Below are 16,679 nucleotides of genomic sequence, written 5' to 3'. Positions count from 1 at the left end.
GATCACGCGACCTTTCTCGGTTCAGGCACGGTGGGTTCGGGTACGGGCGGCTCCGGATGCACCGCCGTCGACGGCAGCTCGCGTTCCAGGCGCAGCACGCCGAGCGCGGAGCCCGCCACACCTGCCGCCAGGACCAGCCACATCCCGGTGGCCGACAGCGACAGCAGGGCCGTGAGCACAGTGGGCGCGAGGGCGATGGGCACCGCCCAGGACAGCTGGTAGACGGCGAGATGACGGCCGCGCGTCTCCTCCGGCGCGGCCTGCGCCACCAGCGCGGAGGCGGTGGCACCGTGCAGCAGCTCGCCCACGGTGAACAGGGCGGTCGCCGCGAACACCCCGGCGATCAGGGCCGCCCCGGTGGACAGTCCGCCGAGCACCGCGAAGGTGACGAAGGACAGCCCGAAGACGCCCGCGCCGAGCGCCACCGCCCGCGTTCTGCGGTACTTGACCAGCAGCCGGGTGACCGGGATCTGGAGCACGGCGATCCCGACGGTGTTGACCGCGTACACGATGCCCACCAGCGAGACGGGCGCGTCCAGTTCACGGGTGAGGTACACCGGCAGGGCCACGGACAGCACCATGTACGCGAAGGCCGTGGGAATGTTCAGCAGGGTCAGGCCCAGGAAGGGACGGTTGCCCGCCACCATCCGATAGCCGCCCTTGCGGGAGACCCGGCCGCCCGACGGCCGGTCGCCGGCGCCGGTGCGGATCGTGCTGAGCAGCCCCGCCGCGCACAGGTACCCGGCCGCCGCGCCGAGTACGACGACGTAGAACCCCGAGTCGTCGAGCGCGAGGGCCGCGCCCGCGAGGAGGCCGCCCAGGCCCATCCCGGCGTTGCGCAGGCTGCGTTGCACGGCGAGCAGCCTGTCCCGCTCGGCGCCCCGCACGATCTCCGCCACGAAGGACTGGATGGCCGGTGGATAGGAGGTGTCGCCGAGGGCGACGGGGAGCAGGACCGCGAACATGGCCACACTGTTGTCGACAAAGGGATAGATACAGAACGCCGAGGCGCGCAGGACGTATCCGCCCACCAGGACGGCGCGGGCGCTGAAGCGGTCGATGAGGATTCCGGCGACCGGATTGCTGATCAGGCCGATGACCGAGGCGGCCGTCACGACGGCGCCGACCTCGGTGAGCGGCAGACCGGTGACATGGTGGAAGTACAGCAGCGACAGCGGCAGGTACATCCCGCTGCCGGTGGCGTCGACGACCATGCCCGCCATGTACTTGAAGCGGACGGACGACAGCTGCTCGCGCATCATGCCTCCCCTTCCTCGGGAAGCGGCACGATCTTCGTCTCGGCGTTGATCCGCTCCCCGAGGGCCCGCAGCCGGCGCTCGCACTCGACGCGGTTCGGCGCCGAACCCACGGTCGCGGTAAGGAAGTCCGCGGAGCCCGAAGCGGGCGCGATGGTCTGCCCTTCCTCGGCGAAGAGCCAGAATCCCTCGACCCATTCCTCGTCGGGGACGGCGGGCAGCGCGCGCACCAGCCCCGGCCGCTTCATCGTGAGCACCTGTCCCGCCATACGGCGCGGCCGCAGCAGCCCCCGCTCGTCCACGGCGCCCTCGACGGCGGGCAGCGGGAGACCGGCCTCCGCGCGGGTGACCTGCACGGCGAGCTGTATCCCGAAGAGGATCTCGAAGACCTCCCGGATCTTGGCCCCGCCGGACCGCCCGGCGATCTCGCACAGCACCAGCCGGTCGTCGGGTGTGTGGAAGACCTCGGCGTGGAAGGCGTGGGTGCGCAGCCGGGAGCCCGGCCGCTTCAGGGCTGTCAGCGTCCGCTCGATCAGCGTGAGCAGGCGCGGGGTGAGCGGGTCGTCGACGTCCAGGGTCAGGTCGACGCGGGGTCCGGGGTCGAGGCCGAAGGAGGCCAGGTCGTACTGGTACTGGGAGGGCCAGGCGGCCACGGTACGGCCGTCCACCACGAGTCCGTCGACATGGCACATGCGCCCGGGGACGTACGCCTCGACGATCAGGTCCCCCCAGCGGGCCTCGGCCAACACCGGTTCCAGCTCGTCCGGGTCGGCGACGATGCGCAGGCCGATGGAGTTGTATCCCGCCCGGTGCTTGAGGACCACCGGGAAGCCCTGCCGGGCGGCGAAGTCGCGGACCTCCTGGGGGCGGCCCGGCACGAGGTGCTCGGCGACCTCGATCCCGGCCTCCCGCGCCAGCGTCTTCATCAGGACCTTGTCGCGGAAGGGCGTGATGTCGGCGCTCCACGCCCCGTCGAGGCCGAGACGCTCGCGCAGCCGGGCGGCGAGGGCGACGTCCGCCTCGTGGTGGGCGATGACATGGGTGATCCGGTGCTTCTCGGCGAGGGCGAGCGCGCGGGCGGGGACGGACTCGTCGTCGAGGGTGTCGAAGACTTCGAGGTGGGTGAGGTCGTGGTCGGCGGCGGTCGGGAGCGGCTCACCGGCGGACTCGATCTTGTCGCGGGCGGCGAGGACGACGAGGTCACCGCAGTGCGGCGTGCGGTCGTCCAGGCCGGGGGCATCGCCGCTCAGCCAGCGGCGGTAGGGGAAGGCGGCGAAGGGGTTGCGGTGCAGGACGAGGACGCTCATGCCGGGATCACCGTCCGGTCGCTCACCGGTGCCGCCTCGGCCAGTCCGGGCCGTCCGTCGGGGTCCTTCACCGTGATCCGGACGACGCCGCCGATGAGTTCGGCGCCGCGCCGGATCGCCGCGCCGGTGTCGTCGCCGGTGACCGCGACCAGTCCGAGGCGATCCCAGTTGTCGCGCAGCGGCCGTACCGTCTCCCCCGGCTTGGCGCTGATGCGCACGGCCAGCACATCGGGGAGCGCCTCCGCCTCGGCCACGCCGTCCACCGATTCCACGACGTCGCCGGCCCGGCCCACCACGGACCGTACGGCGGCCCCGCCCCGGCCCATGGGACGGTCGGGCAGCTCCTCGGCGAGGCCGAAGGGCGCGGCCAGGGCGAGCTTGACGGTGTCGATGCCGTAGACGCTGTGCACCAGGTCGGTGATGGCGTCCCCGGCGATCCGGTTGTGGCTCTCGATGACGCGGGGGCCGTGGGCGCCGACGCGGATCTCGGTGTGGCAGACGCCGTCCTTGAGGCCGAGCCGGTCCAGGAAGGCGACGACGGCCGCGCGGATCCAGGTGTCGACCGCGGCGCCGAGCCGGGCCGGGACCGCATGCCCCAGTTCGGCGAAGTGCGCGGGGTCGGTGAACTTCTCGGTGACGGCGATGACCACATGGCGTCCGGCGGAACTGAAGGACTCCACGCTGTACTCGGGGCCGTCGATGTACTCCTCCATCAGGAAGTCCTGGAGCAGCATCAGCGTCGAGACCCGGTCGGTCCTGGTGCCCGACAGCCGTCGCACCTCGGCCCAGACCGGGTCGGCGTCGGCGGGTCCGTCGAGGCGGTGGACGCCGATGCTCGCGGTGGCGTCGGTCGGCTTGACGACGAAGGGGTAGCCGCAGCGTTGCCCGAAGTCGTCCAGGTCGGTGCGTCGATGGAGGAGTTGGGCGCGTACGTCGTCGAGGTGGGCGCGCATGACGGCCTTGTCGCGGAAGCGCCGGGTGACCTCGTGGCCGGTGCCGCCCAGGGCGAACAGGTCGTTGATCCGGGCCGCGTTCTCCAGGCCCGGCTCGGTGATCGAGGTGGCCGCGCTGAAGCCCGGCGCCTGCCACAGCCGTTCGGCGATGGGGCGCACCAGGTCCCAGCGGGTGTAGTCGACGACCTCGACCCGGTCGGCGAGGCGCTCCTGCTCGGCGTTGACCTTGGTGGGGTGCTGCAACAGCAGGACGTGCAGGCCCAACTGCTTGGCCTTGGCGACCGTTTCGTCGGTGGCGCCGACGAGGAGCAGCGAACGCTCGGGATTCATGGGTCGGTTGTGCTCCGTTCCGTGCGCTGGATCGGCGTGGACGCGTCTGTCAGTCCGACGAGACAGCGCGGCGAAGTGTGAGGCGAGGGCGTCAGGACGCCTCGGGCCACCAGCTGAGGTAGCGCTCCCCGGTGTCCGGGAAGACGGTGACGATCGTGGCCCCGGTCAGGTCGTGGCGGCGCGCGAGGTCAAGGCAGCCGTGGGCGGCGGCGCCCGAGGAGACGCCGACCAGCAGTCCGGTGGCGGCGGCGATGGCGCGGGTGGCGGCAGCGGCGTCCTCGTCGTCGACCGCGATCACCTCGTCGATGAGGGTGACGTCGGTGACGGGGCTGGTGAATCCGCCGTTCAGACCGGGGATGCGGTGCGGTCCCGGCTCGCCGCCGGACAGCAGGGGCGAGCCGGCCGGTTCCAGGGCCACGACCGTCAACTCCGGGTTGTGCTCCCGCAGTCGCCGCGCGACCCCGGTCAGGGTGCCGCCGGTGCCGACGGAGCAGACCAGGTAGTCGACATGGCCGCCGGTGTCCCGCCAGATCTCGGGGCCGGTCGTCTCGTAGTGGGCGCGGACGTTGTCGGCGTTCACGTGCTGGGCCGCGTACCAGGAGCCGGGGGTGGCGGCGTGCAGTTCCTCGGCGCGCTCGACGCAGCCGGCGAACCCGAGGGTGTGGTCGGTGAGTTCGATCCCGGCGCCGAGCATGCCAAGGGTCAGCAGGCGTTCCCGCGAGGCGTTGTCGGGCAGCACGATCCGGCAGCCGTAGCCGCGGGCGGCGGCCAGCGCGGCGAGCGCGATACCGGTGTTGCCCGAGGTCGACTCGATGATCGTCCCGCCCGGCCGCAGCGCCCCCGACTCCTCCGCGGCGCGCAGCATGAACAGCGCGGCCCGGTCCTTGATGCTCGACAGCGGGTTCGCCGACTCCAGCTTGGCCAGCACATGGGCGTCGTCGGGCAGCCCGGCGAGTCTCAGCCGCAGCATCGGGGTGTTGCCCACGAGGTCCTCGAGTGAGCTGACGACGCTGCCGGTCGACAATCCGGTCACGGGCCCCTCCGCATCGGTTCCGCTCGACGCATGCCGCGGCTTCCCCGAGCAGCGCATGCTCGCCTTGAATCTGCCGCTCGAGCCGCCCGTTGACCACGCGATCCAAGGTTCGGGTTGCCGCACTGCATCGACTGCGGGGGTCGCTCACGGCATCCGCCGTGACTCATTTACGTACGTTCATGCCGGAGGTCGAAGAGCCGTCCGAGTACGGGGGTTACGTTGCTGAAGACTCAGGAAGCCGCCGGGACCTGTCTGCCCGATCTGCTGAACGCCCAGGCGAGGGCCCGTCCCGGCGAGCTCGCCGTGGTCCACGAGGGCGAGTCGCTCACCTTTCGCGAACTGGCCGACCAAGCCGATGACGTGGCGCGGTTCCTGCACCACCTCGGCATCCGCGCGGAAGGTTGTGTGGGACTCTTCGTCGAACCCTCGCTGGACCTGGTGATCGGCGCCTGGGGTGTGCTGCGCTCGGGCGGGGCCTTTCTGCCGCTCTCCCCCGACTACCCGCGGGAGCGGCTGCGCCATGTCGCCCGCGATGCCCGGACCGGTGTCGTCCTCACCCAGGAGCATCTGCGCGGCCGACTCGCGGAGTTCCTCGGCGCGGCCACCGCCGTCATCACCCTCGAAGACGTGGTGGAGTTCAGGAAGAGCCGCTCGGGCGCGGACCCGGCCGAGCTGCCCGCGGGTCCACGCCCCGCGGATCTGGCGTACATCCTCTACACCTCGGGCAGCACCGGGAGCCCCAAGGGCGTCGCGATCGAGCACCGTTCCCTCACGCACCAGATGCGCTGGCTCGCCGACACGTTCGCGCTGGACGCGGACCGGACCGTCCTGCACAAGACGCCGATCGGGTTCGACGCGGCCCAGTGGGAGATCCTGGCCAACGCCTGGGGCAGCAGGGTGGTGGTCGGGTCCGGCGGCATCCACCGGGATCCCGTGCGCCTGATCGAGACCGTCGCCCGCCATGGCGTGACGACCTTGCAGTGCGTCCCTACGCTGCTCCAGGCCCTCGTCGACACCGACGAACTCGACCGCTGCACCTCGCTCGTCCACCTCTTCAGCGGCGGCGAGGCACTGTCGCGGTCGCTCGCGCGCAGGCTGAACCGGGCCCTGCCGAACACGACTCTGGTCAACCTCTACGGCCCGACCGAGTGCACCATCAACACCTCGGCCCATGTCGTCGACCCCGCGGCCCTCGGCAAGGGCCCGGAGACCCTTCCGATCGGCACGCCCGTCACCGGTCTGCGCTACCACATCCTGGACGTCGAGGGCCGTCCCGTGAAAGCGGGAGAGACAGGCGAACTGCACATCAGCGGGGTCCAGTTGGCGCGCGGCTACCTGCACCGGCCCGATCTCACCGTCGACCGCTTCCGGCCGCCGGCGGACGGCCGGGAACGCCTGTACCGCACCGGCGATCTGGCCCACTGGAACCCCGACGGCAGCGCCCAGTTCGTGGGCCGGGCCGACAACCAGGTCAAGCTGCGCGGCTTCCGCATCGAGCTGGACGAGATACGGCTGGCCATCGAGGCCCACGACTGGGTGCGGAACGCGGCCGTGCTGTTGCGCACCGATCCGCTCACCGAGGCACGGAGCCTGGTGGCGTGCATCGAACTGTCCCCCCGCGAGGCCGCGTTGATGGACCAGGGCGAGTTCGGCGCCCACCATGTGTCCAAGTCCTCCCGCCTCCAGGTCCGGGCCCAACTGTCCAACCCCGGAGTACGGCAGGCGTCCGACCTCTCCAGGCGGCCCGCCTTACCCCTGCCCGGCGCCACGCCCTCCCCCGAGCAGCGGCGCCGGGCCTTCGCCCGCAAGACCTACCGCTTCTACGACGGCGGTCCCCTGCGCGCCGAGGACGTACTGGCGGCGATCGAGCGGCGGACCGAGGGCGCCCCGGCTCGCCGCCCGGAAGCGCTCACCGTCGACGAACTGGGCGCGCTGCTACGTGACTTCGGCCAGTACACGAGTGACCAGCGTCTGCTGCCAAAGTACGCCTACGCCTCCCCCGGATCCCTGTACGCGGCCCAGTTGTACCTGGAGCTCAACGGCCTCGCGGGCCTGGCAACGGGCCACTACTACTACCACCCGATCCATCACGAACTGGTGCTGATCCGCCGTACCGAGGCGACCGAACTGCCCCGTGTCCGGGTGCACTTCGTGGGCCGCACACCGGCGATCGAGCCCGTGTACAAGAAGAACGTCCAGGAGGTCCTGGAGATGGAGGCCGGCCATATGGCGGGCCTGTTCGACGAGGTGCTGCCCGCCCATGGACTCGCCCTCGCCGAGGCACCGTACGACACCGGGCTGCCCCGGCTGCTGGACTGCGGCGAGGACGACCACTACCTGGGCTCCTACGACGTCGTGCCCTGGACGGCCGCGCCCTCGCACCGCGCCCTCGACATCTACGTGCAGTTCCATCCGGGCAGCGCGGCCGGACTGCCCGGCGGCCAGTATCGGTACCGGGACGGCGGCCTGCACCGGATCAGCGGCCAGCTGATCCTCAAACGGCATGTGATCGCCATCAACCAGGCCGCGTACGACCGTTCCGGCTTCGGCATCACGCTCGTCAGCCGTGCGGGAGAGCAGGCCGGCTATGCGGACCTGGGTCGCGAGCTCCAGCGGTTGATGATGAACACCGCCCGTCTGGGTCTCATGCCCGCGGGGTACAGCTCGCGCTCAGGGGACGACCTGCCCGCCGCCCGTCGGATGGCGGCGATCCTGAGCGAGGCCGAACTGCCCGCCGGGCCCTCGTACTTCTGCGTCGGCGGCACGGTGAGCGAGGCGCAACTGCGGCACGAGGGCATGGACGAGGACCAGGTGCACATGAAGGGCCCGGAGGAGCTGATCAGAGACGATCTCGTCGGCTCCCTCCCCGAGTACATGCTGCCCAGCCGGATCCTGATCGTGCCCGAGCTGCCGCACACCCCCAACGGCAAACTCGACAGCAAGGCCCTCGAAGGGTTCGTCGAGGAGGCCACGGCCCGGGCCCGTCCCGTGGTGGAGCCGCGCGACCGGACCGAGGCGCGGCTGTGCGGACTGTGGCAGGCGGCCCTCAAGCGGGACTTCGTCTCCGTGCACGACGACTTCTTCCAGCTCGGCGGGAACTCCCTGATCGCGGTCGCCCTGGTCAAGCGGGTCAATGAGGCGTTCGGGTGCGCCCTGCCGCTCCAAGTGCTGTTCGAGGCGACCACGGTGGCGAAGCTGGCCGAGGCGGTCAGCGCCCGCGCCGCCATCGGCGCCTCCCGGATCACCCCGCTGCGCCCGGGGAGCGATGAGCCGCCGGTGTTCTGCTGGCCGGGACTCGGTGGGGTCACGATGAACCTGCGGCTCCTCGCGGCCCGCGCGCCGGGCGAGCGGCCGGTCCTCGGCATCCAGGCCCGGGGTGTCAACGAGGGCGAGACGCCACTGTCGTCCGTCGAGGAGATGGCCGCGGAGGACGTCGCGGCGCTGCGGCGCGTCCAGCCGCAGGGCCCGTACACACTGTGGGGCTACTCCTTCGGCGCGCGCGTCGCCTACGAGGCGGCCCGGCAACTGGAAGCGTCCGGCGAGCGGGTGGAGCGGGTGTTCCTGCTGGCGCCGGGAGCACCGCGGGTGCCGGGGGCCGCCCGGCCGACGGCGCGCACGGCCGACTTCGCCGACCCCGCCTTCACCACCGTCCTCTTCTCCGTCTTCGCGGGGACCGTCCGCGGCCCTGCCGTCGAGGAGTGCCTGCGCCACAGCGTCGACGCGGAGAGCTTCTCGCGGTTCGTCGAGGGACGGTTCCCACAGCTCGACCCCGGGCTGATCCGCCGAGTGGTGGCGGTGGTGTGCCGTACGTACGGATTCACCTACGACCGCACTCTCCCCGCTCACCAACTCCGCGCTCCCGTCACGGTGTTCCGGGCCCATGACGACGAACCCTCTTTCATCGAGGGCCGGTTCGGACCTACGGTTCCGGACATCGTCCAGCTGGAGACCGACCATTACGGCGCCCTGCGCGAACCCGGCGTCGGCGAGCTGGCCAGGGCGCTTCAGCGCGCCACCCCCCGTACGCCGGCCCAACGGTCCAGGGCGTGACCATGCCCGGGTACGGAACACCGCTGGAGTCCGAAGCCAGGATCACTGGGGCGGCCCCGTTCTTGCTTGCGAGGTCCGAAGGGCTTCACGAAGGATCGGGACGGCCAGGGGGTTTCGAGACACGGGGGAAACGTCATGAGCGCAGGCAGCAGCGGGCAGACCCGGGACGCCCTGTCGCCCGCCGCATCACCGCTGGAGTCCCTGCTGCGGATCGCCGACACGCTCAGCGGCCTCGAACGGTACGCCACCGAGACCGCGGGCCGACTGCTCCTCGCCGACGGCACCGAGACCGCGGGCCGGATCCAGTACGTCGAGGGCCTGGAGACCGTGCGGGAGGCGATCGGCGACGCCCTGTGGCGGGCCAAGCGCGAGATCCTCACGGCCCAGCCGGACGAGCCGGGCCCGGGGGCAGCCTTGGACGGGGGCTACGCCGCGGTCCGTGAGCCGCTGACCCGGGGCGTCGCCCTGCGCATGCTCTTCCAGCACAGCGCCCGGTTCTCCGCACCGAAGAAGAGGTACGTCCAGCAGGTCATGGAGCACCGGAACGTACAGGTGCGCACGCTCCCGGAGTTCTTCGACCGGCTGGTCGTCGTCGACGGCGAGGTCGCCTTCATCCCCGGCGGTGAGCACAGCGCGGCGCTGATCCGGGACCGCGCGGTCATCGCCTTCCTCCTGGGGGTCTTCGAGAAGGCGTGGGTACGGGCCGAGCGGTTCCCGTTCCGGCCGGTGCGGGCGGCCGACGCCGCACGCGAGGTGGTGCCCGATGTGCGGCAGGCCATCAAGGCGCTGCTGATCGAGGGCCGTTCCGACAAGGCCATCGCCCGCCGTCTTGGCATGAGCCTGCGATCCGTACAGGGCCACATCGCCTCGCTGCGCGAACAGTACGGCGCGGAGCACCGATTCCAGCTCGGCTACCGGATGGCACGCGGCGAGTACACCGTCGTACACCCCGGAGAACTCTCCTGACCAGCCCCGTTATCCAGCCTTGACACCGATCTGCCCGCTAAACATACTCAAGCGTGCGCGGGGGCCGACGGGGGTTCGCGGGTGCTTTCATTCACCCGGAGGGAATTTCGTGACACGTGACGGCCGCGCCCATTTACAGAATTCAGGAACGCGGGAAATCGGCCCGCCCAAAGCCGAATTCCGGGCGCTCGGTCCATTGGAGGCGGAAGTCCTCGGCCGGCCGGTGGATTTGGGGGCGCCGAAACAGCGCAAGCTGGTCGCGTTATTGGTCAGCCGGCTCGGCCGGCCGGTGCCGGTGGACGTCATGCTGGAGGCGCTCTGGGCCGAATCCCCGCCGGCCTCGGCGATGACGTCGTTGCAGTCCTACGTGGCGAATCTGCGCCGCGTCCTGGAACCGGGCCGTGCGCCCCGGACCCCGACCAGGGTGCTGCACACCAACGACCAGGGCTATCTGCTGGACGGTCAGGTCGTCGCGGTGGACGTCCACCGGTTCGAAGGGCGTGCCAAAGCGGGGTGGCAGGCGTGGAACCGTGGTGATCCGCAGGAGGCGTTGAGCGAGTTCGAGTCGGCGCTCGCGCTGTGGCGGGGCGAGGCCTACCCCGAGGTGTCGCATTCGGTCCATGTGGCGGCCGAGGTGGCGCGGCTCGGGGAGTTGCGGCTGTCGGCCGTGGAGGGACGCTGCGCGGCGCTGCTGGCGGTGGGCGCCCACGAGATGGCGGTCGCCGAACTGGAGGCCTTCATGCAGGCCCACCCGCTGCGCGAGTACGGATGCGAGCTGCTCAGCCTGGCGCTGTACCGAGCCGGGCGGCAGGCCGACGCGCTGGCCGTTCTGCGCACCAACCAGCGGCGGCTGGGCGAGGAGTTGGGCATCGACCCCCGGCCCGCGCTGCAACATCTGGAACGCGAGATCCTCAGCCACGCCCCGGCACTGGACTGGCGTCCGACCCCCGTCGGCACGGCGACCGCGGCACCGGCGAGACCTGAGGCGGTGGCCGGGCCACCGCAGGCGCCCCCGACGCGGGTGCCCGCGCCACCGGCCGTCACGACGGCCTTGGACGAGGAGATCTTCGTCGGCCGGGACGCGGCACTGCGGCATCTGGCGGCGGGCGCGGCCGAGGCGGCGGGCGGCCGCGGGCAGGTCGTGACGGTGTCCGGGGAGCCGGGCATCGGCAAGACCAGCCTGCTGCGGCGGTTCGGTGAGCTGGCCACCGGCATGCCGGTGCTGTGGGGCGCCTGCCCCGGGCATGTCGCCACCCCGCCGCTGTGGCCCTGGCGGCAGGTGCTGGGGATGGCGGGCACCCACTGCCCGCGCCGTCCGGTGCCCGCCCCCGTCGCCGAGGTGCTGAGCGGCGAGACCGGACAGCCGCTGCACGGTGCCGACGCAGACACCGCCACCTTGCGGCAGTTCGAGGCCATCGTTCACTACCTGACCCGTGCCTCCTACGCCCGGCCCCTGGTCATCGTGCTCGACCATCTGCATCAGGCGGACCCGTATTCGCTGCGGCTGCTGGCCCACCTCGCCGAGTCCGTGCACACCAGCCGGCTGCTGGTGGCGGTGTCCTACCGCTCCGACGAGGCGGCGGCCCTGGCCGAGACGACGGCCGCGCTGGCCCGCGCCGAGGTGACGCGGGTGGAGCTGAACGGGCTGAGCGTCACGGAGGCCCGGGCGCTGGCGACCGCCATGCTGCACCGGGAGACGAGCGCGGCCGGCGTCGAGGAACTGCGGTACCGCACCGGAGGCAACCCCTTCTACCTGCGGGAACTGATCAAGGCGCTGGACGCCGGGGAGCGCGTCGGCCGGGCCCGTCCGGCACCGGTGCCGCCACCCGTGCGCGAGGTGGTGCTGGGCCGGGTCGCCCGACTCGGGCCGACGGCCGTCGAGTTGTTGTCCGTCGCCGCCATCGCCGGGCGCACCTTCGCCATCGACGTCGTCGCCGAGGCCTCCTCGATCGAGTTGGGCGAGGCGCTGAGGGTCGTCGACGCCATCGTCGCGGCCGGTCTGGTCGGGGAGGACGAACAGCGGCTCGGCTGGTACTCCTTCACGCATTCTCTGACTGCCGAGGTGCTGTACCAGACGATGGGGCGGCTGCGCCGGGTCCATCTGCTGCGCCGGATCCGCGCCGCGGCCGTACAGCCGTGGAAGGGGAGCATCTTCCGAGCGGCCGAGTGAGGCTTGAGGGCGATGTGATTCAGTCGGTCGCCGCCGCCACGGCGTTTCGGGTCCGTGCGGGGGCTTGAGCGGGACTGCCCGGTGACTTGACCTCCGCTTGACGGTCACCCGCATCCCAAGCCGCCGCCAAGTCGCCGAACAGTGCGGCCCAAGTCGCATGGACAACACTGGTCGGCGTGCGCACCGGAATGATCCGGCCAAGCCGGACCGATTGTTCCCGCGAGCCGATCGCCCACTCCCCTGCCCAGGGCTGCCTCCCCCACGGCGCACGCACGCGCGCGTGCGCCGGCATCCACGGGGCCGGGACCCGGCATCGGGACTCGACAACGTACGGGGGAGAACAATGAAGTTCCAGGTACTGGGCACGCTGAACGCCGAGGTCGACGGGGAGTCGATCGTCCCTTCGGCCGGGAAGCCACGGCAGATGCTGTCCCTGCTCGCCCTCAGCCCCGGACGCGTGGTGCCCGTGTCCACCCTCATGGAAGAACTGTGGGGCACCAAACCACCACAGAGCGCCCTGGCCACCTTACAGACGTACATACTTCAGCTGCGCCGACGCCTGGCCGGCGCCATGGGACCCGACGCACCGGGCACGGCGAAGGAGGTGCTCGCCACCCGGCACGGCGGCTATGTGCTGGCCATCCCGAACGAGAGCGTCGACGTGCACACCTACGAACGCCTGGCCGGGGAGGGCCGGTCGGCCTTCGAGGCCGGTGACGACGCCGTCGCCGCCGACCGCTTCCGGCAGGCGCTGCTCCAGTGGCGGGGTCCGGCGCTGGTCGACGTACGGGTCGGTCCCGTGCTCAGGATCGAGGTGATGCGTCTGGAGGAGAGCCGTCTCGGCACCGTCGAGCGGCGGATCGACGCCGATCTGCGGCTCGGCCGGCACACCGAACTCATCCCGGAACTCACCGAGCTGACGGCCCGCTATCCGCAGCACGAGGGGCTCCACTCGCAGGCCATGGTGGCGCTGTACCGCTCGGGGCGGCAGGCGTCGGCCCTGGAGGTCTACCGCACGTTACGGATCCGGCTGATCGAGGGGCTGGGCGTGGAACCCTCGCCGCGGGTGCAGCGGCTGCACCAGGCGATGCTGGTCGTCGACCCCCAGCTGGAGGTCGTCGCCGGGCCCCGGCGCAGCTCCACGTTCGATCTCTACACCGCCTGAAACGGGTCCGGGTCCGGGGACGTCCGCCGTGCGTGCCAGGGACGTCCCCGGAACCGGACCTCCGAGTCCTGCTCAGTCCCGCTTCGTCGCGCAGATGACGACACGGTTGATGATGGCGTCCGCCGGGATCTCGGCGGGGTCCTTGGCGCTCACCTTCGTGACCTCGAACCCGGCCTCCTCCAGCCAGCTCCGGTAGGCGGAGAGCTTCTGGAGGCCGCCGCGGCCGACCACGCACCCGAGGATGTAGGCCGGGAAGAAGTCGGCTTGGAGGTCGCCCGGGTCCGTGATGTCCTCGGGGTAGACGGGCGCGAGGACGACGACCTGTCCACCGGGCTCCAGCGCCCCGTGGGCGTTGCGGAGGATGGTGAGGACCTCGTCCTTGTCGTACATGTCCACGAAGTGCTTGAGCAGCACCACGTCGTAGCCGCCCGGCAGGGACTCGAGAACGTCACCGCCCACGAAGTCGCACTGCTCCGCCACGCCTTGCGCCTGGAAGTTCTTCCGGCACTCGGCCTCCAGCTCGGGCCGGTCGAAGGTGGTCACCCGCAGTCCGGGCGACCCCTTCAGCTGACAGGTCATGATCGCCCCGAGGCCGTTGCCGCCCCGAGCGTCCAGCACGCGAGCCCCGTCCGGCACGTCGAAGCTGCTGAAGAACCAGGGATACACGCTCGCCGTCTCACTCCGAGCCAGTGGCCCCCATGCGGCCCGTACCTCCGGGACCACGGCCGCCGCCTCGAACATCGTGCCCTCGAAGCCGTAGAGCTCCTCGAGGCCGACCACACGGCCGGTCGAGACGCTGTCCTTGAGGTAGTACAGCTGCCGCATCATGCCGGTCTTGATCATGCCCATGAAGGTCAGGACCCGCTGGAGGTCCGGCTCGGCGACATCCGCGAGCGAGCCCAGGGTGTAGCCGCCGGTGGTCTCGTCCCGGGCGACGAAGCCTTCCTTCAGCGGCAGTACCAGCAACTGCTCCACGGCGTCGGGCTTGGCGCCGACCACCACGCCGAGGTCCGCCGCGGTCAGGCCGGACTCCTTGCGCAGCGCCTCCACTATGCCGAGTTCGAAGCAGGCATGGAGGATCATGAACCGGGTGGGTCCCACCATGTACTCGCGCATCCGGGCGAGCACGGCGTCAGGGTTGGACACGGCAATCCCTTCGGATCGGCGGCTGGGGCGGAGCCCCGCTCCAGTGCTGCTACCGAGTATCGGGAGCGTTTCTGGAGCGCCGGTAGAGCAGTGCTGTGGCGCCGCCCACGATCCGGGTCCGCCGCTGTCACCTGCCGTAACGCCGGTCCCGGACCGCGTAGGAGCGCAGTGCGCGCAACAGGTCTATCTGCCGGAAGGCGGGCCACAGGACTTCCACGAAGTGCACCTCTGCGTACGCGGACTGCCAGAGCAGGAAGCCGGACAGGCGCTGCTCGCCGGAGGTGCGGATGATGAAGTCGGTGTCGGGGCCCGCCGGGGAGTAGAGGTTGTCCGAGATGTGCTGGAGGTCGAAGTTCTCCGCCAGTTCGCGGGGGTCGCCGCCGGCGGAGATGTGCTTGTCGAAGGCGGACCGCACCGCGTCGATGATCTCGCGTCGGCCGCCGTAGCCGACCGCCACGTCGACCTTGAGTCCGGTGCGGCCCGTGGTGCGCGCCACGGCGTCCTTCAGCGAGCGCGAGGTCTCGCCCGGCAGCAGGTCGAGGGCGCCGATGACCTCGATCCGCCAGTCCTCGTCGGCCGCGCAGATGCTGGCCACGGTCTCCTCGATGATTTCGAGCAGCGGGCCGAGTTCGGCCGGGGGCCGGTGGAGGTTGTCGTCGGAGAGCATCCACAGCGTGACGTGCTCGATGTCCGCCGCGTCGCACCAGCGCAGGAAGTCGCCGACCTTCGCGCCGCCGACCCGGTAGCCCTCGCGCACGTCGTCGTGTCCGGCACCGCGGGCCCAACGGCGGTTGCCGTCGAGCATGATGGCGACGTGCCGTGGGCGTGGCTTGCCGTCCAGCTTGCGCGCCAGTCGCTTGACGTACACGGCCTCCAATGCCGCGCGGAGCGCCCTATAGGCCACGTGCCCTGTCCCTTCGTCCCCACCGACCGCTAGTGGGGGCCACCGTATCGCCCGTCGCGGAGCTTCAGCCATCGGCCCTGTTCGGGCCGTCGTTCACGGCCGCTCAGGCGGTGCGGTACGCGACCCGCTCGGCCATGTCGGCCAGTTCCGCGCGCCAGACCCGGTCGACGGGCGCGTCGGCGATGGCTTTGCGGCCGTGTTCGACGAGGTTCGCGATATGGCGCTCCACGTCCTCGGGGACGCCGGTGTCCAGGAGGCGGTGGCGCACCTCGTCGGGGGTGTGGCCCGGTTCGGTCATCAGGGTGTGGATGTGGTGGTCGCGCTGCATCGCCCAGCCCAGCAGCGGCGTCATCTTGTGCTGGGCGAAGTCCAGGCCGGTGGGCTTGCCGGTGTCCGCGGAGTCACCGAAGGCGTCCAGCAGGTCGTCGCGGAGCTGGAAGGCCTCGCCGACCGCCTCGCCGTACTCCTCGAAGGCGGGGGCGAGATCGCCCCGGCCCGCCGCGCTCGCGCCCACCACGAGGGGGCGGTGGATGGTGTACCGGCCGGACTTGATCCGGGCGATCAGCCGGGAGCCACGGGGGTCGACGGAGAACTCGGCGGCCGCGTGGACGTCCAGGTACTGCCCGATCATCACCTCGGAGCGCAGCCGGTTCCACTCCGGGAGCGCCGCCCTCGGTGCCTCGGACATCAGCTCCCCGGAGTAGACGAGCGCGAGGTCGCCGACGAGGATCGCCACGCCCTCGCCGTACCGGCGTGACTCCCCCTGCAAGCCCCGCTCGCCGTGGAGTTCCCGGTACTTCGTGTGCACGGTCGGCAGTCCGCGCCTGGTGTCGGAGTCGTCCAGGACGTCGTCGTGGACGAGGGCGGACAGATGGAGCATCTCCAGGGCCGCACCGGCCGCCACGATCCCGGGGTCGTCCGGGTCGCCGCCGGAGGCGAGGTAGCCGGTGAGGCAGAACGCGGGCCGGATGCGTTTGCCGCCCGAGTCGATCAGCTCCGCGAGCGCGTCGATGGGGACCACGGCGCCTTCGTGCACCTCGGCCCACAGGTCGCGTTCGGCGGCCAAGTGGGAGCACAGCTTGTCCTCGACGCGGCGCAGCAGGTCGGCGCGCAGGGTGGTGACGTCCACGGTCACGGGTGTCTCCTCGGGATGGGGACTCGGGGCGGAGTCGGGGTGGGGATTCGGCGTCTGGATTCGGGGTCGCGATTCGGGATCCGCGCAGAGTGAATCTGGAGTTCCCCTTTAGTGGTGATCGACCGCGAATGCAGCGCGTTGACACTCCGAAGCGCCGCGTGGAAATCTCCCAGTGCGCTCGAGCCGAAATCGAACGGGCCCGTTTGAAGCTTCTGCCGCGACCTCTCGCTCTTCCGTCAGAAAGGAAGCGAATGGAGTCTCACG

At 71.2% G+C, this 16,679-nt stretch carries 11 protein-coding genes; 4 read left to right on the top strand and 7 right to left on the bottom strand.

Features of this window, described 5'->3' with window-relative positions; all coding sequences use genetic code 11:
• Positions 1-2 precede the first annotated feature (2 nt).
• The 4 genes from BN159_RS39510 to BN159_RS39495 all read right to left on the bottom strand — a co-directional run bounded on the left by BN159_RS39510 (position 3) and on the right by BN159_RS39495 (position 4,879).
• The gene (locus BN159_RS39510) at positions 3-1,262 is read right to left on the bottom strand and encodes an MFS transporter (RefSeq protein ID WP_231905677.1); all 1,260 of its coding nucleotides are present in this window, start codon (positions 1,260-1,262) and stop codon (positions 3-5) included.
• Positions 1,259-2,563, bottom strand: a complete 1,305-nt coding sequence (locus BN159_RS39505; RefSeq protein ID WP_015662678.1) for an ATP-grasp domain-containing protein — start codon at positions 2,561-2,563, stop codon at positions 1,259-1,261. Before BN159_RS39505 ends, BN159_RS39510 begins: the two co-directional genes overlap by 4 nt.
• Positions 2,560-3,846: an ATP-grasp domain-containing protein gene (locus tag BN159_RS39500; RefSeq protein ID WP_015662677.1), complete on the bottom strand. Its 1,287-nt coding sequence runs from the start codon at positions 3,844-3,846 to the stop codon at positions 2,560-2,562. The genes BN159_RS39505 and BN159_RS39500 overlap by 4 nt, the downstream gene beginning before the upstream one ends.
• A gap of 91 nt (positions 3,847-3,937) precedes the next feature.
• A complete protein-coding gene (locus BN159_RS39495; protein WP_015662676.1) occupies positions 3,938-4,879 on the bottom strand; it encodes a PLP-dependent cysteine synthase family protein in 942 nt (313 codons plus the stop codon).
• A 219-nt stretch (positions 4,880-5,098) separates the two neighbouring features.
• Between BN159_RS39495 and BN159_RS39490 the strand changes: the two genes are divergently transcribed.
• The 4 genes from BN159_RS39490 (at position 5,099) to BN159_RS39475 (ending at position 13,230) form a co-directional block, all read left to right on the top strand.
• Positions 5,099-8,929 (top strand): amino acid adenylation domain-containing protein, encoded by a 3,831-nt coding sequence (locus BN159_RS39490; protein ID WP_015662675.1) that lies wholly within the window; start codon positions 5,099-5,101, stop codon positions 8,927-8,929.
• 135 nt (positions 8,930-9,064) lie between these two features.
• Entirely contained in the window at positions 9,065-9,895 is an 831-nt protein-coding gene (locus BN159_RS39485) for a hypothetical protein (protein ID WP_015662674.1), read from the top strand.
• Positions 9,896-10,091: 196 nt separating this feature from the next.
• Positions 10,092-12,065, top strand: a complete 1,974-nt coding sequence (locus tag BN159_RS44455) for a BTAD domain-containing putative transcriptional regulator (protein WP_231905676.1) — start codon at positions 10,092-10,094, stop codon at positions 12,063-12,065.
• 343 nt (positions 12,066-12,408) lie between these two features.
• Positions 12,409-13,230: an AfsR/SARP family transcriptional regulator gene (locus BN159_RS39475; RefSeq protein WP_015662672.1), complete on the top strand. Its 822-nt coding sequence runs from the start codon at positions 12,409-12,411 to the stop codon at positions 13,228-13,230.
• Between the two features lie 72 nt (positions 13,231-13,302).
• On the opposite strand, the gene BN159_RS39470 is transcribed toward BN159_RS39475, so the two are convergent.
• From BN159_RS39470 to BN159_RS39460, 3 genes are all read right to left on the bottom strand, one after another.
• Complete coding sequence (locus tag BN159_RS39470; protein ID WP_015662671.1) at positions 13,303-14,376, bottom strand: methyltransferase; 1,074 nt, start codon at positions 14,374-14,376, stop codon at positions 13,303-13,305.
• 127 nt (positions 14,377-14,503) lie between these two features.
• Positions 14,504-15,280 (bottom strand): isoprenyl transferase, encoded by a 777-nt coding sequence (locus tag BN159_RS39465; RefSeq protein ID WP_015662670.1) that lies wholly within the window; start codon positions 15,278-15,280, stop codon positions 14,504-14,506.
• A gap of 103 nt (positions 15,281-15,383) precedes the next feature.
• Positions 15,384-16,415: a polyprenyl synthetase family protein gene (locus BN159_RS39460; protein ID WP_015662669.1), complete on the bottom strand. Its 1,032-nt coding sequence runs from the start codon at positions 16,413-16,415 to the stop codon at positions 15,384-15,386.
• Positions 16,416-16,679 lie beyond the last annotated feature (264 nt).

Source organism: Streptomyces davaonensis JCM 4913, from assembly GCF_000349325.1.
Classification (GTDB): domain Bacteria; phylum Actinomycetota; class Actinomycetes; order Streptomycetales; family Streptomycetaceae; genus Streptomyces; species Streptomyces davaonensis.
Note: the sequence above shows the minus strand (reverse complement) of the source record. Positions and strands in the feature narration are given on the sequence as shown.